This is a genomic window from Bacillus sp. AFS059628 (assembly GCF_002571225.1).
Classification (GTDB): Bacteria; Bacillota; Bacilli; order Bacillales; family Bacillaceae_G; genus Bacillus_A.
The window spans coordinates 1-21,513 of sequence record NZ_NVEC01000101.1; the positions used below are offsets into that span (position 1 = coordinate 1).

12 protein-coding genes and 2 pseudogenes are annotated in these 21,513 nt (G+C 32.5%); all 14 read right to left on the bottom strand.

The annotated features are described in order from the left end of the window. A partial coding sequence (locus COL05_RS27840; RefSeq protein WP_142337695.1) for a non-ribosomal peptide synthetase occupies positions 1-7,495 on the bottom strand: 7,495 nt, incomplete at its 3' end. A gap of 371 nt (positions 7,496-7,866) precedes the next feature. Then, positions 7,867-8,568: a thioesterase II family protein gene (locus COL05_RS27845; RefSeq protein WP_098670938.1), complete on the bottom strand. Its 702-nt coding sequence runs from the start codon at positions 8,566-8,568 to the stop codon at positions 7,867-7,869. Continuing rightward, a complete protein-coding gene (locus COL05_RS27850) occupies positions 8,568-9,287 on the bottom strand; it encodes a 4'-phosphopantetheinyl transferase family protein (RefSeq protein ID WP_098670939.1) in 720 nt (239 codons plus the stop codon). Before COL05_RS27850 ends, COL05_RS27845 begins: the two co-directional genes overlap by 1 nt. 44 nt (positions 9,288-9,331) lie before the next feature. Then, entirely contained in the window at positions 9,332-10,597 is a 1,266-nt protein-coding gene (locus COL05_RS27855) for an MFS transporter (protein ID WP_098670940.1), read from the bottom strand. A 769-nt stretch (positions 10,598-11,366) separates the two neighbouring features. Further along, a complete protein-coding gene (locus COL05_RS27860) occupies positions 11,367-11,966 on the bottom strand; it encodes an undecaprenyl-diphosphatase (RefSeq protein ID WP_098670941.1) in 600 nt (199 codons plus the stop codon). Positions 11,967-12,072: 106 nt separating this feature from the next. Further along, positions 12,073-12,810 (bottom strand): ABC transporter permease, encoded by a 738-nt coding sequence (locus tag COL05_RS27865; protein WP_000247702.1) that lies wholly within the window; start codon positions 12,808-12,810, stop codon positions 12,073-12,075. Further along, on the bottom strand, positions 12,803-13,723 hold the full coding sequence (locus tag COL05_RS27870) for an ABC transporter ATP-binding protein (RefSeq protein WP_001273092.1): 921 nt from the start codon (positions 13,721-13,723) through the stop codon (positions 12,803-12,805). Before COL05_RS27870 ends, COL05_RS27865 begins: the two co-directional genes overlap by 8 nt. A 114-nt stretch (positions 13,724-13,837) precedes the next feature. Beyond that, a pseudogene (locus tag COL05_RS27875) lies at positions 13,838-13,954 on the bottom strand (DDE-type integrase/transposase/recombinase); the annotation flags it as partial. Next, positions 13,949-14,135 (bottom strand): annotated as a pseudogene (locus tag COL05_RS32065) (VaFE repeat-containing surface-anchored protein); the annotation flags it as partial. The pseudogenes COL05_RS32065 and COL05_RS27875, both read right to left, overlap by 6 nt. 531 nt (positions 14,136-14,666) lie before the next feature. Continuing rightward, positions 14,667-14,960, bottom strand: a complete 294-nt coding sequence (locus COL05_RS27880; RefSeq protein ID WP_048535942.1) for an ArsR/SmtB family transcription factor — start codon at positions 14,958-14,960, stop codon at positions 14,667-14,669. Between the two features lie 1,338 nt (positions 14,961-16,298). Beyond that, positions 16,299-17,090 (bottom strand): 5-deoxy-glucuronate isomerase, encoded by a 792-nt coding sequence (locus COL05_RS27885; protein ID WP_098670942.1) that lies wholly within the window; start codon positions 17,088-17,090, stop codon positions 16,299-16,301. 403 nt (positions 17,091-17,493) lie between these two features. Continuing rightward, entirely contained in the window at positions 17,494-18,381 is an 888-nt protein-coding gene (locus COL05_RS27895) for a class II fructose-bisphosphate aldolase (RefSeq protein WP_098670943.1), read from the bottom strand. Positions 18,382-18,510: 129 nt separating this feature from the next. Further along, complete coding sequence (gene iolE, locus COL05_RS27900) at positions 18,511-19,407, bottom strand: myo-inosose-2 dehydratase (RefSeq protein WP_098670944.1); 897 nt, start codon at positions 19,405-19,407, stop codon at positions 18,511-18,513. A gap of 121 nt (positions 19,408-19,528) precedes the next feature. Further along, positions 19,529-21,463, bottom strand: coding sequence for a 3D-(3,5/4)-trihydroxycyclohexane-1,2-dione acylhydrolase (decyclizing) (iolD, locus tag COL05_RS27905; RefSeq protein ID WP_098670945.1), 1,935 nt, complete (start codon positions 21,461-21,463; stop codon positions 19,529-19,531). Between the last annotated feature and the right edge of the window lie 50 nt (positions 21,464-21,513).

Here is a 21,513-nt window from a genome sequence, read left to right on the forward strand (position 1 = left end):
CTGTTCGATACATTCTCTCTTCTGGAATGAACGGATTTGGAATGAATTTTTCTGCTGTGAGCTCTGGTCTATTTAAATAACCACGGGCCAAACCTTCTCCGCTGATACAAAGCTCGCCTGGCACTCCCAATGGACAAAGCCCATTAGATTCGTTTAAAATAAAGACTTTTGTATTACATATTGGTTTTCCTATCGGTATATTGTCATAAGAATTTTCTATAATAAAGCTTGTTGTTACTACTGAATTCTCTGTAGGACCATAGTTATTAACAATCTGGTAACTTTTATTTTCAAAATAATTTAGTTTATCTCCACCTGTTAATAATCTCCTTAAAGATGTATTCTCAAGCATTAAAAATTGTTCACATACTTGTGTAGGTAAAAAGCTTATTGAAATCTCTTTTTCAATAAAATACTTGTTTAATTTCGTAATATCTAATTTTAAATTATCATTTATAATATGAATCTCTGAACCCGCTATGATATAAGGAAATACTTCCCAAGCAAATGCATCAAAACTTATACTTGCATAACTAGCATTTTTATCAGTTTCACTTATTTTATTGAAGGAATTATGCCAGTTACATAAGTTCACCAATGAATGATGCTCCACCATAACTCCTTTTGGCTTTCCAGTAGAACCAGATGTATAAATGACATAGACTAAATCTTTACTGCTGCTATCAATACGTAAGTTCTCGGTTCCGTATTTAAACAAATGCTCATTATGAATATTAATAATGCTAATATCATCAACTTCTGTACAATCAACTAAATTAATTAATTTATCCTGGGTCAATAATATTTCAGTTTGACTATCTTGAAGTATATATTTAATTCTATCTATAGGATATGTAGGATCAATTGGTAAATACGCACCACCAGCTTTTAAAATCCCCATAATTCCCACAATCACATCAACTGAACGTTCTAATAATATTCCTACTATTTTATCAGAACCAACACCATTTTCTCTTAATGCTCTTGCCAATTGATTAGATTTTTCATTTAACTCCCTATATGTCAATTTCTTGTCTTCAAAAACAACTGCAATGCTATCTGGTGTTCGTTCTACTTGTTCTTCAAATAACTTGTGTATTAACTGGCTTTTAGAGAAATCTACATTTGTATCGTTATGTTCATACAATAAAAAGCGCTTTTCTTCTTGTGGGATCATATCTATTTTATTTACACTTATCGAAAGATTCCTTGATATTTCCCTCAGAATATTAATATAATTTTCTGTCATTCTTAATATTGTGTCTCTTTTGAATAATCCAGTACTATATTCGACATTTAACACGATCTCATCGTCATAATCTAAAATACTAAAAGTGATATCGAATTTTGCATTATCTAATTCAAATATTATTGGACTAAGATTTAAAGCACCTTGCTTCTTAGTAAATAATTTAGCGTCTTCCAATACAAACATGGTATCAAATAAAGGGTTTCTATTAGAGTCTCTTTCATAGTCTATACTGCGAATTAGTTCGTCAAACTGATACTCTGAGTTTTCAAATGCTGTAATTGTATTTTCTTTTACCTGTTCCAAAATTTCTTTAAAACTTTTTGTAGCATCTATATTGTTTTTTAAAGCAATAGTGTTGACGAACACACCAAAAATATTTTGTAAATCTTGATGTAACCTACCTGATGCTGCTGTTCCGACAACAATATCAGTTTTTCCAGTATATTTGTGAAGTAATATATGATAAGCGCTAAGCATAAGCATATATAAAGTTGACCCTGTATCCTTAGCTACCCTTCTTATCTGTTCAGATAGCTCTTTTTCTATATGAAAGTATGCATTTTCTCCTGCAAAGGTATCAATATTTTCTTTTCTATAATCATAAGGTAATTCTAATTTAGATGGCAGATGACTGTATAAATTCAGCCAATATTGCTCTTGTTTTTTTATAGCATTAGATTGATTATACGTATTATTCCATTCTACATAATCCTTGTATTGTATATTTATCTTAGGTAGATCAAGATTGTTATATAAATCGAGTATTTCATTCATAAATATTCCTTGTGATACCCCATCTGCTATTATGTGATGGAAGTTAACAACCAATATATGCCTCTCTACTCCGATTTTAATTAGTTTAGCTCTCATTAATGATGGTTTACTTAAATCAAAAGGCTTTGTTGATTCCTTACACATTTTACTAGTTAAATCTCTTAAACCTTCATCATCTGTTACGACTATATCTAAACATTGGTATTCCAAATCAAAATCAACTTTATCATAAACCCTTTGAACTAATTCATTATCTAATACTTCAAATCCTGTTCTCAGGATTTCATGTCTATCTATAAATTTTCTAAATGCATTTTCAAGTCTATTACATTCGATTTCACCTTCGACAAGTAACGCCATAGGAATATGATATGCTCCTCTATTATTTTCCATCATAGAAAGCATGTACATTCGTTTTTGAGAAGATGATGTAGCATAATAATCCTTTTTCGATACCCTTTCAATCATATTTTCCCTATGATTGTCTTGGCTATTTTTCAAATATTGATCTAATACCTTTATAGTGTCATTTTTAAATATTTCTCCTATCGGCACCTCTATATTCATTCTCTTTTTAATTTCAGTAACAATCGATATCGCTTTTAATGAATCTCCGCCTATTTCATAGTAATTAGTATCTATTCCTATGTTTTCTATTCCGAATACATCTTTCCATATATCTAATATTTGGGCTTGAGTTTCATTTTCTGCTTCTTCACATTTAGTTGCCGCAACTTCATCTAGTTCATGATTTTTTATTAATTCCCCCAAAATACTCTTATTTACTTTCCCATTTACAGTCAATGGTATTTCATCTATTTTGAAAAATCTTGATGGAATCATATAATTCGGGAGCTGATTTTGCAAATATTGTTTTAGTTCATTTGGGTTTATGTCTTCATCTGTAACTACAAAAGCATACAGGCTTTTCATTTTATTATCGTTTGTATAGTCAATTACTACTGTTTTATTTACACCTTTATATTTGATTATACAATTTTCAATTTCCCCTAATTCTACCCTATATCCCCTTATCTTAACTTGACTGTCTTTTCTTCCTAAAAATTCGACATATCCGTCCTCTTTTAACACACCATAATCACCAGTTTTGTAAATATATCCTAATTCTTCGTGCAAAATAAATGACATCTTAGTTTTTTCAATATCATTTATATACCCACTTGCTACTCCCACTCCACCAATGTACAATTCTCCCTCTACATCTACGGGACACAATTGCTTATTTTGATTTAATACATAAATTTTCTGGTTAGCCAACGGCATTCCATATGGTATACTTTTCCAATCATCCATAATTTCCTTAATAGGGTAATATATGGACCATATTGACCCCTCAGTTGCTCCACCTAAGCTAATAACTTCCGCGTTTTTGAAAGTTTTCTTTATCTTCTGAGGAAGTTCCAGGGGTATCCAGTCCCCACTAAGCAATACAAGCCTTAGACTATCATCCTGTTCACTATCATTATATAAGTCCACTGTCAGTTCCATAATTGCTGGAACTGAGTTCCAAATTGTGATTCCTTCTTTCTTTACAACTTTTTTTAGGTTATATACATCCCTTTGATCATCTATAATTACAAGGGCCGCTCCACAGCTCAATGCACCAAAAACATCATAAACTGACAAATCAAAGCACAGTGAAGAAATCCCCATAATTTTATCTTTTTCTGTCACACAGAATTTTTCGTTAATATCTATAATTGTATTTGTTGCTGCACCATGAGTTATTTGAACTCCTTTAGGTTTTCCTGTACTACCAGAAGTAAAAATAACATATGCCATATCTGTTTCATCTACTTTTATATTGACTTCATCACCAGAATATTCCCTAATATTTTTATCTTTATAGGTAGAAGGTGTTATAAAGAACTTACAATTACTTTTCTTTTTTATATATTCTTTTCTTTCTTCAGGATAATCAGGATCAAGCGGTATATATGCTGCTCCAGCCTTTAAAACAGCAACCAAATTTATAATGGTATCTATACATCGCTTACCTATCACACCAATGTAATCACCTTTTCTAACTCCCTTATCCATTAAGTATCTTGCAATTTGATTCGATTTTTCATTTAGTTCTTTATAAGTTATCGAATCATCATGATGAATTACAGCTACCTTATCTGGTACTAGTTTTGCTCGATTCACAAACATTTCATGTAAAGTACACTTATCAAATTTTTTGTTTGTATCATTATAGGTTTCAATAACTTTTATGCTATTTTCACTAAGGTTAATACCTGACACTTGATCATTAAATACAACCTGATTTAATACATTTATATATTGTTCAAACATTGATTTAATAACATTGATCTCAAATAATTGTTCAACGTAATCCCATGTAATATATAAACCTCCATTTAATTCATAAACTTGGTTATCTATATAAACTTGGGATGTTCTTGTACTAAAAAATTTAATTTTTTCAAAATCTATCAAATGATTAAATGAATCATCTGAGTCCTCACTCAATACACTTGTAAATACAATAGGCATTATAGCTTGATTAACCATTCTATGTTTTTTCCCAATAGCTCTTATAAAATCCACACCATCATAATGTCTATGTTCAAGGGCTTCTAACAATGTATCCTGTACCTTCGCAGCAAATTTCCAAAATGACTCAATACTATCTTTCGCATTAATATCTAATAACATTAGAGTTGTGAAATCCCCAATGATTTTTTTTACGTCTTGATGAAACGGTATCCGATTAAAAACAGTTAAATTTACTGCAAATTGACTCTGATTACTCCAATATGCTAAGACATAAGCATATGCAGCACATAAAACCGATGTAGGGGTAAGATTTTTTTCTCTTGCTTTTTGTTTTAATCTATTCCACGTTTTGTGTTCTAAAAATTCCGAATATTTATTGAATGTAGGTTTTTCAATTTCTAATGGGTTGCATTTTAAAGGCAATGCTGGTGCACTTGGGAAATTATCCAATTTATTTAACCAGTACTTCTCATCTTTTTTATATCGATTAGATTGCCTAAATTCATTGGTTGCTAAAACATAGTCTCTAAAATTATACTCCAGCTCAGGCAGCTGCAGACTTGGCTGATTGTAAAACATTTTAAATTCCTTGATTAATATTTTCATGCTACTGTCATCACAAATTAGCGGATCTATATTTAAACAAAAATATTTTTGATTATTGGGTAATATAAATGCTTTTATCTCAAATAATGGCCAAGTACTTGGATCTATGATTTTAGCTATCATTTTTTGTCTTTGTTCCAATATACGTATCATTATATCTTCTTGATTTAAATGCCTTACATCTACTGTGTCTACAGAATAAAGAAGTTCTCCTTCTAAGATTCTTTGTGTTCCATTTTCAAAAACTATTGTTCTTAGTATTGGATGTCTATTAATTAATTTTTGTAATGCACTATTAAACCTATCTATATTAATATCTATTTCAAATTCAACCGTTAAATTTGTAGCTGCTCCACCAATTTCAAAAGCCGGATCTCTACCTATTAAATAGGCTAATTGTATACCTGTAAGTGGGAAAGGTTCATGTAAATTCTTTAAATCTGTAGTTTTTGTAAATTGTCGGTTCTCAATAATTTCTCCCTTGTTTGTTTCGATGTAAGCACTTATTTTCTTTATTGTGGATAATCTAAACAGTTCCTTTAATGGTAAATCAACACTTAACCTATCATTCATTTTAGATAAAAGCTCCATTGCGTTTATCGAATGCCCACCAAGAACTGCAAAACTGTCATTAACACCAACTTTATTTATATTCAAAGTTTCCTGCCACATTAAAACGAGCTGTTTTTCAATCTCATTTCTTGGTTCCTCATATTCAACCTCGGTATTAAAACTTCGATCTGGTTCAGGTAAAGACTTTTTATCTATTTTTCCATTTGCCGTTAACGGCATTTTATCTAACTTAAGAAAATAAGTAGGAATCATATAATCAGGTAACTTTTCACCTAAAAATCTTCTTAATTCTTCAACAGTAACTTCTCCTACTAATGTTAGATATGCACAAATATAATTGCTCTTGTCCTTTTCTTCTCTTGCTACAACTACAGTTTCTTTTACATTTTGATGCTTTAATAACTGACTCTCTATCTCTCCAAGTTCAATCCTAAATCCCCGAACCTTTACTTGATGGTCAATTCTTCCTATAAATTCAATATTCCCATCAGGTAACCACCTAGCCAAATCTCCTGTGTGGTATAAACGCTCTCCTTCTGCAAATGGGTTTTTAACGAATTTCTCTAATGTTAGCTGCTCATTATTTAAGTACCCTTTAGTTAATCCATCACCAGAAATACAAAGTTCTCCAGGTTCACCAATAGGAAGTAAATTTTTCTTTTCATTTACTATGTAAACTGAAGTATTTGCTAACGGTTTACCTATAGGTAGAGTGTCAACATCCTCATCTATTTCATTTATAAAGTAATATGTGGCAAAAACAGTACTTTCCGTTGGTCCGTACACATGAATGAGTTTATCTTTCCCTAGAAATTCTAATGCTTTTCTTGCATGGGAGACTGAAATTCTTTCCCCACCAAATAATATTTTTCTCATATTGATTAAACAATCTATTTTCATATCTACAAGTGCATTAAATAAAGCAGTTGTAATAAACATTACGTTTATGTTTTCTTGCTTAATTACATTTCCAAGCTTATTTATATCCGTGACTGTATCTTTTTCTATCAATACTAATTTCGCTCCATTTAACAGAGCACCATATATATCAAAAATTGATCCATCAAAAGAATAATTCGAAAGCTGCAGAATGGTATCATTATTTTTTATTTCTATGTAATTTGTATTTCGAACGACTCTGATAGCACTATAATGCGAAATGATAACTCCCTTTGGTATTCCAGTAGAACCCGATGTATAAATAATATAAGCTGTATCATCAGAACGATTTACTTGTTTCAGATTATCTGTACTTAAGTCACTTGAATCTAGCTCGTCCAAATCGATTATTTCTAAATCATATTCGATTTTCTTAATGAATTTCTCTTGAGTCAATAAAATCATGGTATGACTATCCCGTAACATATAATCAATTCTTGCTTTTGGAGTATCAGGATCAATTGGGAGGTAAGCTGCTCCTGATTTTAAAATACCCATTATTCCAATTATCATTTCAAGTGATCTATCAATCATTAATCCTATAATAGCATCTGTATTAACGCCCTTATTCCTTAACATCCTTGCTAATTGATTGGATTTCTCGTTAAGTTCCCTGTATGTAAGTTGTTTATCTTTAAACACAACTGCAATATTTTCAGGTGTTCTCTCCACTTGTTCTTCAAATAGCTGGTTTATAGTCTTATTTCTTGGATATTCAGTTTTTGTGGAATTGAATTTATTTAATATCATATCTTGCTCTGCTACTGTAATCTCATCGTAAGTTCTTATACCATCCTTGTTTATTTCACCAGAATTCTTAATAGACATGTTGGATTTCCCCTTTTTTAGTAATTATCCATTACCAAAATTATTTATTATTTTATTACTGTTAAAAATATAGAGAATGAATTAAATAAAAAATTCATCGTTCATAACAAGGTATACAATCCCCCCTATTTAGAAGTTACTAAAAGGAATTCTATAAAAAATTTAACTTACTACGAGAAAAATTTCCTTATTTTCATAGAAAAAACATATGATAAAAATTTATCTAAAAAATTAAAATAATCAGAAATTTTTATGGTGATTTAATTAAAGACAAATATTAAAACTCATATCAAGTTACAGATAACGCTACTACAGCACATAATTAAGAAAATGAATAAGTAGGGATAACTATTGGTACATATCTGAGGAATCTAATTTAAAACCTCAGTTAACGTATCATTTATTATTGTTGTAATTTTTTCCACATTGTTATTTATAAAGAAATGATTTCCTTCCAAATTATAAATCTTAAAATTTCCACAAGTATGCTTCTTCCAACCAATTATGCCTTTTAGACTAATTAAATCTTCTGTTCCGTTTAATACAGTAATATCACATGTGATTTTATCCGTTTTTTCTTTATATTCATATGTTTCAACTATTTTAAAATCATGTTTTAGTAAAGGAATGAAAAATTCGAACAATTCTTCGTTATGAATTAATTCTTCTGGTGTTCCCCCTAATTCTATAACTCTATTTTTAAACTCGTTATTTGGTAAATTATAAGTTATCTCCTTCTTTTCCCTTTCACTCGGTGCTTTGTATCCAGAAAAAAAGATATGCTTGGGTTTCTTGAATCCCATTTCTATTATTTTATAGTATAATTCATACGCTAATAGGCTCCCCATACTATGTCCATAAATTGCATAATCTTCCTCGCCTATTTTATCCCGAATATTATCAAAGATGTCATCTACCGCTTCTTCTAAGCTATTATAAAATGGTTCATTGAATCTTTTCCCTCTTCCCTTTAACAGTACTGGACATAGATTTATAGATGGGGTTAGATAATCACCCCATTTATAATATAACGCTTCGGATCCTCCTGCATAAGGCAAACAAAATAACATCATTAAAATGCACCTCTATCTGATAAAAGTTTGTAAAAATCATTAATAATAATATCTTGGTTAATCACTGTTATATTACTAGAAATTTCTTCATTTAATGAACATACAGCCATTTTGTATTCTAACTCTATATCAAAAATCGCCATTGAATAAGAATTACTCTTTTCTCTATTATCGGAAAGTATACGAACAGCTTTGTGACTATCTATATTAATAGAAAATGATTTTAGTGACATTGATAATCCGCTTCCATAGCATTTAATATAACTCTCTTTCAATGTCCATACCTCATAAAACTTCCTCAATTGATGATTAACATCACCTTTTTGTATATAAGCATATTCACTATCACAGAAAAAACTTTTTGCTATTTCTTCGTATTCAATAAGTTTTATTTGTTCAATGTCAATTCCAACAGGGTTATTACTAATTGCACATACTACAAATTCTCCCGAATGTGAAATGTTAAAGTAATAATTCGGATACCCCTTTAAATAAGGTTTTCCATAATGATTTTTCCCCCATACTATTCTTTCATTACCGATTTTAAGCTTTTTATTTGTTAGAGTCCTTACTAGTAATTCACCAATCAAGGTTCTAATTTTATCTTTTTTATTAATAAATTTTTTTATTCTATATCTTTTCTCTTCATCTATCCACGAACAAGTTTTTTCTAATTTTCGATCATTTATATCTTTAATTTTGGTAACAAAAATTTCCATAAAACCCCTCACAAATCCTAGTTAAATTAATTGATCAACTACAATTATTCGAGCGTTATGCTAACTGATTTTTCTACTTTCATTAATCTTGGAATGCTAATCATGTAAAAAACTCCTACAAATATTAAACATCCGCCAACTATCCAAAAAAGAGTTTCAACTGCAAGAATACCTGGGTAAAATCCAGCAATAAAAAGTAAGGTTAGTGACTGTGAGAGCATCATCAAAGGATTAATACACCCGTGTACTCTTCCCATCATTTTTGGATTTACTATTTTCGGAATCCAACCTCCAATAGCTACATTAATCATCGGAAGTGCTAGGGCAACTATGCCCGTACAAATAACATACAGCCAAACTGTATTGACTAATGAGCTCAAAATAGTCGCTCCTCCTCCAATAAACAAAGCTAAAATTAGTAAATGATAAAGCTTTATTTTTTGAGAAAGTATAGATGCTATAACACTACCAAGTAAAATCCCTATACCAAAGACTATACTTAATATAATTGAAACCTCTTCATAGTTTCTTGGGGCTAGTTTGTATTTTAAAATAAATACCTGCATCACTGAGAGCCCTCCATTTAAAATTCCGAAAACTATAAATCCGGAGATAAGTGTAAGTAACAAGTTGTGGTTCAAAATATAACGTATTCCCTTCACAAAATCCTTCATTACAATTGAAATGTTCAAATCCTTGATATTATGTTTTCCGTTTGGCATACGAATTTCTTCTGACATTCTACAAGATTTTATAAGAAGAGCACTAATAAAAAAACTAATTGCATCAATTAAGATTGCACCATAAATACCGATTACCCAATAACAATAAATCCCGATACCACTACCAAAAAGCATAAACAAACTTGTAACCATCTGATTCAAACCAACTGCAGTAGCATAATCATCTCTTGTTAAAACACCTTGTACAAGGGATGATTGTGCGGGTGTAAAAAAGCTCTTTACCATACTTCTTAAAAATAACAACGCAAATGCTACTGGCATCCAGTTTAGAAAAAGAGACCACAATAATAAGAGCGATAATATAGAACAGATCCAATCACAATTTTGAGCTATTTTTTGTCGATCAATCCTATCAGTAACTACACCAACAAGAAAAAATACTACTAATGTGGGCAAAGACAACATCAACTCCGTAATAGTAGCATATGCAGGTTGGTGCGAAAAACGATTTAAAAAATAAAACATAAGTGCAGTTAAACCAATTGTACTACCCATTTGTGAAGTAAAAGATGCAAAAAATAGTCTCGAGTAATTCCCATTTTCAAATATAACTAAAATTTTCTTCATAAGGACTCCCATTTAATTTGACTTAATTCTAATTATTCAGAATTTAATACCTTTGCTATGTTTGAAACGTAGAATATCTAAATCCCTAACGTTCATGGCAGTTCCTGTGGTTAGAGCCTAACACACTGCTTTAAGAAATAATTTGCCACTAGGATTTCTATCGCGAATTACACGTCCAAATGTACACTACCACTCATTAAATTGTATAGTTTTTTATTCTGATATTCATAATCCAAACATAACTATCCAAAATCATCCTCCTTTTGATATGCAGTTTATTTTCTTTAACTTTCCACGCTACATTCTAATACTACCTTATATTGTAATCAAAATAATAAACGAATTATTTTCTCAAGTTGTCAAAATCACTANNTAGTGATTTTGACAACTTGATTTCTCCTCTAAAAAACGTAATATTACTGTGAATTGTTGTCCAAAAAATAATTATGTATATCCACAATTATTACAAAAAGGAATGAACACCAATGTTATCCTATGTTTTAAATTAAGTATGAAATTCATTTTTCGAGTGAAAATGATGTGGGGTATGTCTATGAGGTTTAGTCTTCCAAAAAAAATTGTAATGAGTAAATTCTTACCAAGAAAACGTTATTCGTATTTATGATACATATATAAACCATATTTTTACTCAGTCATTCTAGGGCAATTGAAGTGGNNCCACTTCAATTGCCCTAGAAATGTTGCATCTTTATCTAACATCAAATTAACACTATAAGCAAAAAGCTACTTATAATTCAGATGTTTTTCCTTAAAAATTTTTTGATTTATCTTTTGCAGGTAAAATGTAGTTTTCCCCTTTTTCATATATAGAAAGTATTCTTTTCAAGAAAGTAACTTTTGGTACTAACCAATAAGCAATTATCGCTGAAACAATCCCTAATATAGCACCTGTTATAACATCGAAAGGATAATGAACTCCTACCCAGATACGAGAAATGGCTACACAGAATGCAAGTGTAATCCATAGCCAACCAATCTTTTTATGAACAAGCCAAAATGAAAAACAAATTGAAAAGAATAAAATTGTATGGTCACTTGGAAATGAATTATCAACAGCATGCTCTACCAATTTATTAACATTGGATAACTCTGCAAATGGTTGATAATTTGAATGAAACTTTCCTGCTATTTTCCCGATAACCTCAGCAATCATAAAAGCAATCATCGCTTGAACAACCATCATTCGATTTTGGTTAGATCGAGTAAACCAATACACTACAATAATTACAGCTAAGAAATATACCATATATTCTGCCACGAACGTCATAGTAGAATTGAGAAATGGGTACTGTTTACCTAAATCGTTAACGGCTCGAAAAGCATCAATATTGAATTGAGAAAAAGACATTTTCAAACTCCTCCTTACCATATATATAAATCAAACGCTAATTAAAATTTTTTAATCTACTTTTGGTTACTACCTAATAGTTTTAGATGGTCCCATTTTATTTTTCTTAATGAATATCTACCTTTTTAAAATATGAAATCAATAACACTAATCCAATAATAGATGTTCCGAATATACCTATATAGGAGTACTCGGGAGGATAAGTGGGCTGAAGCGTATTTCTTGAGATATCACCTGCTGCTGCCCATGGAAACAATCCTCTATGTTCTGAATTTGCTGTCATTAAATTAATCATGGTTATTACAACTGTAAATACAATGGTCGGTACGTAATTCTTAAGTACAATTGTTAAAAGTATGATTGGTGTTGATAAAATAAAAAGCAATAATCCACCTATCAAAAACTGTACAAAAGATTCCCTTATTAAGGATGAACTTAGTCCATCAAATTGAAATATTATCCCTAATAATAATGTTAATCCCCATGCTACAAAAGTTAACATCATAATCCACGAAAATAGAAGTAGGAATTTACTTATAAGAAAATTCATACGTGATACAGGTATAGTTAATAAATTCTTTAATGTATCTTCTGTATATTCCCGAATAAATAAGTAGGCGGTTACTACCCCATATAGTGGTACTCCTATTATTAGAACAGTATATAAATTTACTTCACCAAACAATTGACTAAATACAATAGTAGGAGTAGGATGTTTAGTTTTTAAGCTTACAAATGATGCTACTACTACCATAAAAGGTACTACCGATGCACCGAGAATACTAATCAAGAACATATGGGATCGTTTTAACTTTAATAATTCTGTATATAACAGATTAACCAATTGTTCCACCTCCAACTAATTTTGTGAAGTAATCTTCTAATCTGTCTTCACTCATCAAGATTTTCAAAACCTGAATATCATTTTGTACAAATATTTTATTAATATCTCCTTGTTGCCCAAGTTTAGAATAAACGCGAATAATCCCCTCATTATGGACTTCATAATCAAAAATACCAAAGTTTTTCTCTAAGATTTTTGTAGCTTTATTGTCATTCGATACTTGAAATTCAATATATTTGCGATTCTTTTTTCTAAGGCTGTTAAATTCGATTTCCTCTAAGAGCTTACCTTCATGAATGATCCCCATATGATCTACTAACTGTTCTATTTCCGATAAAATGTGGCTGGATATTAATAAAGTAATTTTTCTTTCTTTAGCTAAATTTTGTATCAATCTTCTAATTTCCTTAATTCCTATTGGATCCAAACCATTAGTAGGCTCATCTAATATTAATAATTCTGGGTAATGAAGAAGAGATCTAGCAATCCCTAATCTTTGCTTCATCCCTAAAGAATATTTACCCACAAGCTTTTTAGTTTCATGTTGCAATCCCACGATTTCTAACGCTTCATCAATTGCATTTTTTTTGTGTATCCCAATAATTTTTGCATTAATTAGTAGATTTTCCCGTGCTGTAAGATTCTCATAAAATCCAGGAACTTCAACAATAGACCCAATTCTTTTAAGGATTTCTTTTTGATTTTTTAATAAATCTTCTCCAAATATTTCAATCTTTCCATGGGTGGGCTTTATCAATCCTAATAACATCCTAATTGTAGTTGTCTTCCCTGCACCATTTCGACCTAAAAAGCCGTAAATTTCTCCTTGATTTACGGTTATATTAAGATTATCCACTGATTTCTGATTGCCATAAATCTTTGTTAAATTTGTAGTCTTTATTATTGCGCTCATGTAAGAACACCAACTTTCTTGTATGCTTATGTTTTTAGTATAGAAAGCAAATTTTAAACCGGGCTTAACTATTTCTTAACTATTTCTTAATTATGAAATTAACTATTCATCATTAACTCCATCTTGCTCCCTTGTACAATAAAGATAACCCCACTCTCCTTTGACTTTGATATAAGTCTCATCTATATGCCAAGTATAGTGTGCAAATTTGTTTTTCTTTTTCCAAATCTGATTAACATCAGGGTATGTTACAATTACTTGACCTTTATGTAATAAGTCTTCAAACACTACTATTTCTCTTTCTTGCTGTTTAGTACCAATGAAAGTAATGGCTAGCTTTACAAAATCTTTTTTCTTTTTCTTTTTCAGTAAACTTAGTCTCAACAGTTACTTCTTTACCCTCAATTAATAATTGAGGGTAATTAGTATACAATTGATAAATAGAAAAAAGAAGACGTGAAATTCAAAATTTAATGAATAAACTATTTGAATATTAATTCTTTAAACGAGAAGAGCCCTCCAAATAGGACGGCCCTTCTTTATTTCACATATAAATAGGCTTGCTTACAGTAATTTTTTTGTATAGGACTTTTTCTTAACACATATACTATTTTTGAACCTGTTTACCAATACGCGTCCTGTTGGTATCTTGAATTCCTCCTAAAAGGGCGGCAGTTACGACTGCATGTCCTTTTTATTTATATTGGTGGCTTTTATCTACCAATATAGATACAGACTAACAAATGCAATATTACATATTATTCTCTTTCCGGATGATGTTAGAATTTCTTATGTTGTTTATTCCATAGTAGAGTTATGGTTTCTTATCTAATTCATCAATATGTGAGTGAGCTTTTTACCAACAAGAAAAGACACTCGAAAGATGTCTTTTTTTCAGAGTGTGGGAAATCCTAAAGGGTTCCCCACACTCTGAAAAATTGACCTATAATCCTAAAATTTCTACAATCTGACGAGCTTTAGCATTCTCAATATAATAGTGCATCTCTAAACCTCTTCTATCTGCACGGAGTACGATTCCTTTTAATTTTGCTAAATGTTGTGAAACAGTGGACTGTGGAAGTCCTAATATTTCTGTTAACTGTGTAACATTACACATTTTATGATGCATTAATTCACTTATGATTTTTAATCGAACCGGATGCGACATTACCTTTAATACATCTACATCTTCTTCACGGATTTTAGCAAGATCACTATTAGATATTACTGTTAACATTTCGCATTCTCCTTTATCATTAATTTCTATTCTCTTATTATCCCTATAAGTAACACTTATAGATAATTACTATTTGTCCTGTTGAGAAAATATATTCTTTTTTAATACAAAAAGGACATCTATCCTGAAAACATTTTTTCTGCTTCAATGAATGGATGTCCTCTAATTTTTAGCTAGAATATTTTTTGTTAATTTTATTAATGTTTATGATATTATTCTTTTACATAACTTTGAATAAGGCTTAATAAGCTTCATTAAGCAATTGTCTCCTTCTTTAAAGACAATTTTAAATTCAATATTTAACTTTTTATATTGAACACGTATAAGAAATCTCTGTTCATCTCACCTTTTACAGATTTTCCGAACGAGAAAGCCCACTACGGTGTGATAGCACCTGGAATGAGAGTGAGGTCAAATACGATGTACAAATAAAAAACCGAAGGTACGTTCCGTACATCAAGAATTTGAAATGGTATCATTTTCATAATAGACAAGTAAAAGTCTCTAAAACAATCTTGTTCTCTGAAAACAGAATACATAGGAGGTTGGAGTAACAAATTCTTCTACTCCGTAAAATGTATTGAGTTGTCAAGCACAAGACGCTAAAACACATTTGAGAACTCACAATCTGACTCGTTTGGTAATAGAATGAGTGCCGTATCTGCTATATGCACTGGATACGGAGTGGTGATGGCACACCGCAATCTTGCACGTCAGCGATACTAGAAATAGACTTCGCCTTTGGTAGCAAGAATCCCACTGACGTTAGTCAGCTTGTGGCTTTATCCGTGGGGAGTGTCAAAACATATATTATTTCTCAACATAACTAAATAGAATTAAAATACTAATAATGGTAATATAAAGGTGCCTTCAGTTGTTAACTGTCATTCCTTTTTGAAAAGCCCTGTCTTTCATAACAGGGCTTTTACATTTTCTCATCTACAAATAGCTTCATAAATAAAACAATAATAAATCTAAAACTCCACTAAGCTTGAAAATTTCACATACGATTTTATATTTCAAAATCCTTTTCTAACGAATTCAAAATTTGTCAGGCATACAGCTATCAATGTTGTTTTTTATTCCTATAGTAAATTCTTTGTAAATCCTCAATTTCATTTCACATCAGTATTAAGATGAAATGAAATTGGAATAAAGAAAAAACCTTGCATTCCTACAAAATTGCAAGGTTTTTCGCTAAGTTCCAGTGCAGCCTTTCTATTAACCACCAGTGTTTCCATGTGAATATTGCGTCACTTCTTGTGTTACTATTGAAATTTCTTTTTGAATATTTGCACTCGCTAAACTAAAAATAGAAGTGCTCGTATTTATTTTCGTCTATTCCTTTTCTGGCCAAATTTTCGCGTTTGGTTCTAATAACCACTTGTGGTCTTCCTCCATGATACGATCATTCCATGGGTTATTCTCAAGGTGCCGAATCATCCAACAAAAATACATTGCATATCCAGGTGCAGTTGCTTGTGGGTGGTCTAGCTCACCTGGAATTGTAATAAAGCTATTATGTACAACGCGATAAGCGTCCTCACCTACCATTGCACATCCAAATCCCTGTGGCTTGTTAAAGCGATAATAATATACCTCTGGTTGGTCGTGATGATGCGGTGGGTAACTGGACCATCGCCCTGGATAAGAAATAACTTCTCCTACTACCATATTAGAATATGCTGCATTATTATAATCAAAAATTGTCCGAATAACACGCTGGGCTGTTCCCTCCCATACTCCTTCTCCAGTTACAACACTTTGACACTCATTTGGAGTATACAACTTAGACTCAAATTCTTGATTATTATCTGTTTTTTGAACAAGCACTTCACTATCTGAAAGAGCAGTAATTGTAACCTTCACATTTTTAGCCACATGTAAACACCAAGGATTTTCTTCAAAAACAGACTGCCTTTGAATAACTTGTTCCATTCCATCCCACTCTAAACGTATTGCCCCTTCTAGTAAAAGTACTGCCGTTTCATTCTTATTATCAAATAACAGCTCTTCTTTTCCATTAGACATCTTATATATGCCTATATCCATTAACATATCACTGCAATGACCGTTCATTTCTGTTAATACATTATATCCTTCATTTAATTCACCTAATTTACCTAACATGATGTTCTCCTCCTTTTTTAACGTATTCCCCGAAAGAATTCTTCTTCCTCAAGCGTGTGAAGGGCGTAGCCCTACGATAGGTGGGAGATGACTTTCGGTTTGGCATAGCCAAAAACTTTTGATAAACTTGCTATATGAAGTTCTTTGATAACTTGATATAGAAGGTTGCAGGAAGAAAATAGAGTGCGAAAACCAAGCCATTCGGTTCCTGCGTAAAATATCAACCGTACCAAAAGAGCATCCATGCGTTGGACATCTAGGGATGGAACACCCTGAAGTAACGCTCAGGGAGACGAAAGGTTACTTTCGTCGTGGAACTGAGAAGCTCCCACTTCAAGCTTTGCTAAGTAGCGAATAGTTCACTGGCTACTCTATCATTCTCTACCTTTGTCAGCTAACTACATTATGAGTTCCTTCTATTATTTAATGAAGAAAGCTTTTCTGGTTGTGCTTTGTTTGCACTTCCGAAAATGAGCATATGATTTTTAACGTTTTCGTATGCGGACTCAATTACATCTTGATGATACGTAAAGTAATCTGAATAAGGATTATTTAGGACAGCAGTGTTAACCGCAGAAACTATATTCTGAAACGTCGCTGTTGCTACATTAATTTTTCGAACACCATGTTGAATACATTGCTTGAAATCCTCTGGGCTAATGCCAGACCCACCATGTAATACTAAAGGAATATCGACTATCCCATTAATCTCCTGCAAGCGGTCTAATCGTAAATCAGGGTCTCCATTGTACATCCCGTGCGCATTTCCAATCGCAACAGCTAACGCATCAACATCTGTTTCTTCTGCAAATCTTTTTGCTTCTTTAGTACTTGTCAGCATCATTTCAATATCTTCTGATCCGTCCTCACTACCACCTACTCTGCCAATCTCAGCCTCTACTGTCGCTCCGTACTGTTTCGCAAGCTCCACAACTTCTTTTGTCCTTTGGATATTCTCTTCTAATGGATAGTGAGAGCCATCAAACATAACCGAACTAAAACCAATTTCTAATGTCTCTTTAATTTTTTCAAACGTCATACCGTGATCAAAGTGAACTGCTACTGGAACAGTTGCTTTTTTCGCTGCAGCTACCATCAAAGGGCCAATCATATGAATTGGCGAATGATTCAAACGAACTTCCGCAATTTGTAGAATAAGCGGCGAATGTAACTCTTCTGCTGCTTGAATAGCTCCCATTACCATTTCCATATTAGCGACACTGAAAGCTCCAACCCCATATTTCTCTTGATTTGCCTTTATTAAAATATCTTTCATTTGAACTAATGGCATTACATACTCACCTATTTCAATATTATTTATTAAATGTAAAATCAACCTTCTCGTCTTTTTATTCCTTTTGTAAAAAAGACCTGTTGATTGTCATATCATTAACTTAGGGATAATCTCAAAATGCGGAAATTAAAGACCTGCTTTTTCTTGTATAAATTTTCGGGCTTTTAATGCGTATTCAAAAGGATTCGCTAAAGCTGGGTCTTGCTCTGCTTCTACCACAAACCATCCTTTATACTCAGAGTTCGCAAGGGTAGTAAACACTTCATCAAATACAATTACGCCATCTCCAGGAACTGTAAATGCACCATTCTTCACTGCCTGTAAGAAGCTTAAATTGTTTTCCTTTACAGCATCTACTACTTCCTGGCGAATATCTTTTAAATGTACATGTTTAATACGAGGTAAATATTTTTTCAAAACATAAAGCGGCTCTTCTCCTGAAAAAACAAGATGACCTGTATCAAAAAGTAGGGATACAAGCTCTGGATTCGTCATATCCATTAACTTTTCAATTTCTGCCGTTGTTTGAACACCCGTACCCATATGGTGATGGTATACAATATGCAGCCCCTTTTCCTGAGCTAATTTACCGAGGTGATGTAACCCATCCGCTAGCTTTTCCCACTCTTCTTCTGTAAAAACAGGCTTATTTTTAAATAGTGGTACATCCATTAAACCTTGAATACTATGCCCTTGCTCTGAAACAACGATGACTTTTGCACCCATGTCATGCAAGAAATCCCTATGCTTAATAAATTCTTCTACCGTCTCTTCAATCGGCTTCGTTGTTAAAAACGTACTAAACCATGCACTAGCAATCTCCAAGTTTCGTAATTCCAAAGATTTTTTTAATACAACTGTATTTCTCGGGTATTTATTCCCTACTTCACTTCCATTAAATCCAGCTAGTGCCATCTCACTAATACATTGTTCAAACGTATTTTCTGCTCCTAGCTCCGGCATATCATCATTTGTCCAAGCAATTGGTGCAATTCCAAGCTTAATTGTATTTTCTTTGAACATCCCCTTGTCTCTCCTCTTTACAAAATGTGATAGAAACTTGCCAACTTCTCTTATCTGATTGTTAAAAAGAGAGCTTCCTAGACAATATGCATGTAGATAAAAGCTCTCTTTGTGTCCTAATCTAATAAGACCTTGCCTGTTGCAAGTTACTTACTTTACTCTCGTACGCAGCTTGTACACTTTGACTTTTAGATACTTCTGCAACACCTACATGCCACCATGACTCGTATCCATTTGTCATTGTTTTTGGTAATACTTTAATATCAATTAATGTAGAAATTGTTTGTTTTTTCGCATCTATAAGTGCTTCCCGTAATTGTTTTAGTGATGTAACATGATATGTTTTCACACCATATCCAGCTGCGCTAGCTGCAAAATCAATTTTCATAATTGCCCCGTCTAATTTACAAGTTTCCTGGTTTCGATAGCGAAACTCTGTTCCAAAGCTCCCCATTCCATTGCCCATTTGTAAGTTATTAATGCAACCAAATCCGGAGTTATCAAACAATAAGACGTTAATTTTTTTGTTTTCTTGGAGACTTGTGACAAGCTCAGAATGAAGCATCTGGTAACTACCATCCCCTACCATTGCATATACTTCCTTCGATGGTTCAGCTATCTTTGCACCTAGTGCGCCCGCAACCTCATAACCCATGCAAGAGTATCCATACTCCATGTGATATGTATTTGGTTTTCTTGATGCCCACATTCTTTGTAAATCACCCGGAAGACTTCCTGCCGCGCCAACAATAATTGCATCTTCATCAATTAATGTATTGATTTGTCCAATGACCGTAGTCTGTGTTAATTCTGTACCAAGTGCGTCTACATACTCATTTAAATTCTCATCGAAATGACCTTCAACTTCCGGCGTGAAACCTTGACCTGTAAAGCGAATATTATGTAGACGTGCTAATTCTGTTTCCCAAGCCTCTTTTGCATCAGTGATTTCTACTGTGTAACTAGATTGATACTCAATCGATTGCAGTTCATCTATTAGAGCAAGAAGTGTTTCTTTTGCATCTGCTATAACCTTTAATGCATCAAGCTTATTCGCATGAAATTCTGAAATATTGATGTTTAAAAACTCAACCTCTTCATTTTGGAATAATTGCTTAGATGCCGTTGTAAAATCAGTAAATCTCGTCCCGATTCCAATAACAAGATCCGCTTCCTTTGCAATTGTATTAGCTACTAAATTCCCAGTTACCCCAATGCCGCCAAGATTATATGGATGACAACTTTCAATCGCGCTTTTCCCTGCTTGCGTTTCTCCAAATGGAATGCGGAATGCCTCAGCAAACTGTTTCAGTTCCTCTGCCGCTTCTGCGTATCTTACTCCACCACCGCAAATCATAATTGGCTTTTTCTTTCTCTTAATCATTTCAACCGCATCCACTAAACTGGCTTTTGTAGGTAGACGACGCTCAATACGGTGAACGCGCTTTTGGAAGAAGTAACTTGGAAAATCCCACGCTTCCCCTTGGACATCTTGTGGTATGCAAATTGTTACAGCTCCTGTATCTGCCGGATTCGTTAAAACACGCATGGCTTGAATCATAGCCGTCATTAATTGTTCAGGACGATTTACCCGGTCCCAGTACTTACTTACCGCACGAAAAGCATCATTCGTAGAAATAGATAAGTCATGTGTTTGTTCAATTTGTTGAAGAACAGGATCAGGTTGTCTTGTTGCAAATACATCACCTGGAAGTAGTAAAACGGGAATATGATTTGCAGAAGCTGTTGCAGCAGAGGTAATCATATTTGCTGATCCAGGACCAACAGAAGAAGTACATGCCATAATTTGTTTTCTGTGTTTTTGTTTTGCAAACGCCATCGCAGCATTTGCCATTCCTTGCTCATTTCTCCCTTGATATACTTCTAATTCCCCAGCGTCTTCTTCTAAAGCTTGACCAAGGCCTACTACATTTCCATGACCAAAAATCGTAAAGATTCCCTTAATAAACTTTTGTTGTTCTCCATCAAACTCTACGTATTGCTGATTCAAAAATTTCACCAAAGCTTGTGCCGTCGTCATTCTAACAGTTTGCATATTGTTTGCTCCTTTCTATCTCTATCAGTCATTCTACATATGAAAAAGGA

Coding starts and splice junctions, on each gene's coding strand:
- COL05_RS27885 (WP_098670942.1), bottom strand. CDS start 17,090: ATGTTAGGTAAATTAGGTGAATTAAATGAAGGATATAATGTATTAACA.
- COL05_RS27860 (WP_098670941.1), bottom strand. CDS start 11,966: ATGTCTTTTTCTCAATTCAATATTGATGCTTTTCGAGCCGTTAACGAT.
- COL05_RS27850 (WP_098670939.1), bottom strand. CDS start 9,287: ATGGAAATTTTTGTTACCAAAATTAAAGATATAAATGATCGAAAATTA.
- COL05_RS27855 (WP_098670940.1), bottom strand. CDS start 10,597: ATGAAGAAAATTTTAGTTATATTTGAAAATGGGAATTACTCGAGACTA.
- COL05_RS27880 (WP_048535942.1), bottom strand. CDS start 14,960: ATGTTAACAGTAATATCTAATAGTGATCTTGCTAAAATCCGTGAAGAA.
- iolE (WP_098670944.1), bottom strand. CDS start 19,407: ATGTTCAAAGAAAATACAATTAAGCTTGGAATTGCACCAATTGCTTGG.
- COL05_RS27895 (WP_098670943.1), bottom strand. CDS start 18,381: ATGCCATTAGTTCAAATGAAAGATATTTTAATAAAGGCAAATCAAGAG.
- COL05_RS27845 (WP_098670938.1), bottom strand. CDS start 8,568: ATGATGTTATTTTGTTTGCCTTATGCAGGAGGATCCGAAGCGTTATAT.
- iolD (WP_098670945.1), bottom strand. CDS start 21,463: ATGCAAACTGTTAGAATGACGACGGCACAAGCTTTGGTGAAATTTTTG.
- COL05_RS27870 (WP_001273092.1), bottom strand. CDS start 13,723: ATGAGCGCAATAATAAAGACTACAAATTTAACAAAGATTTATGGCAAT.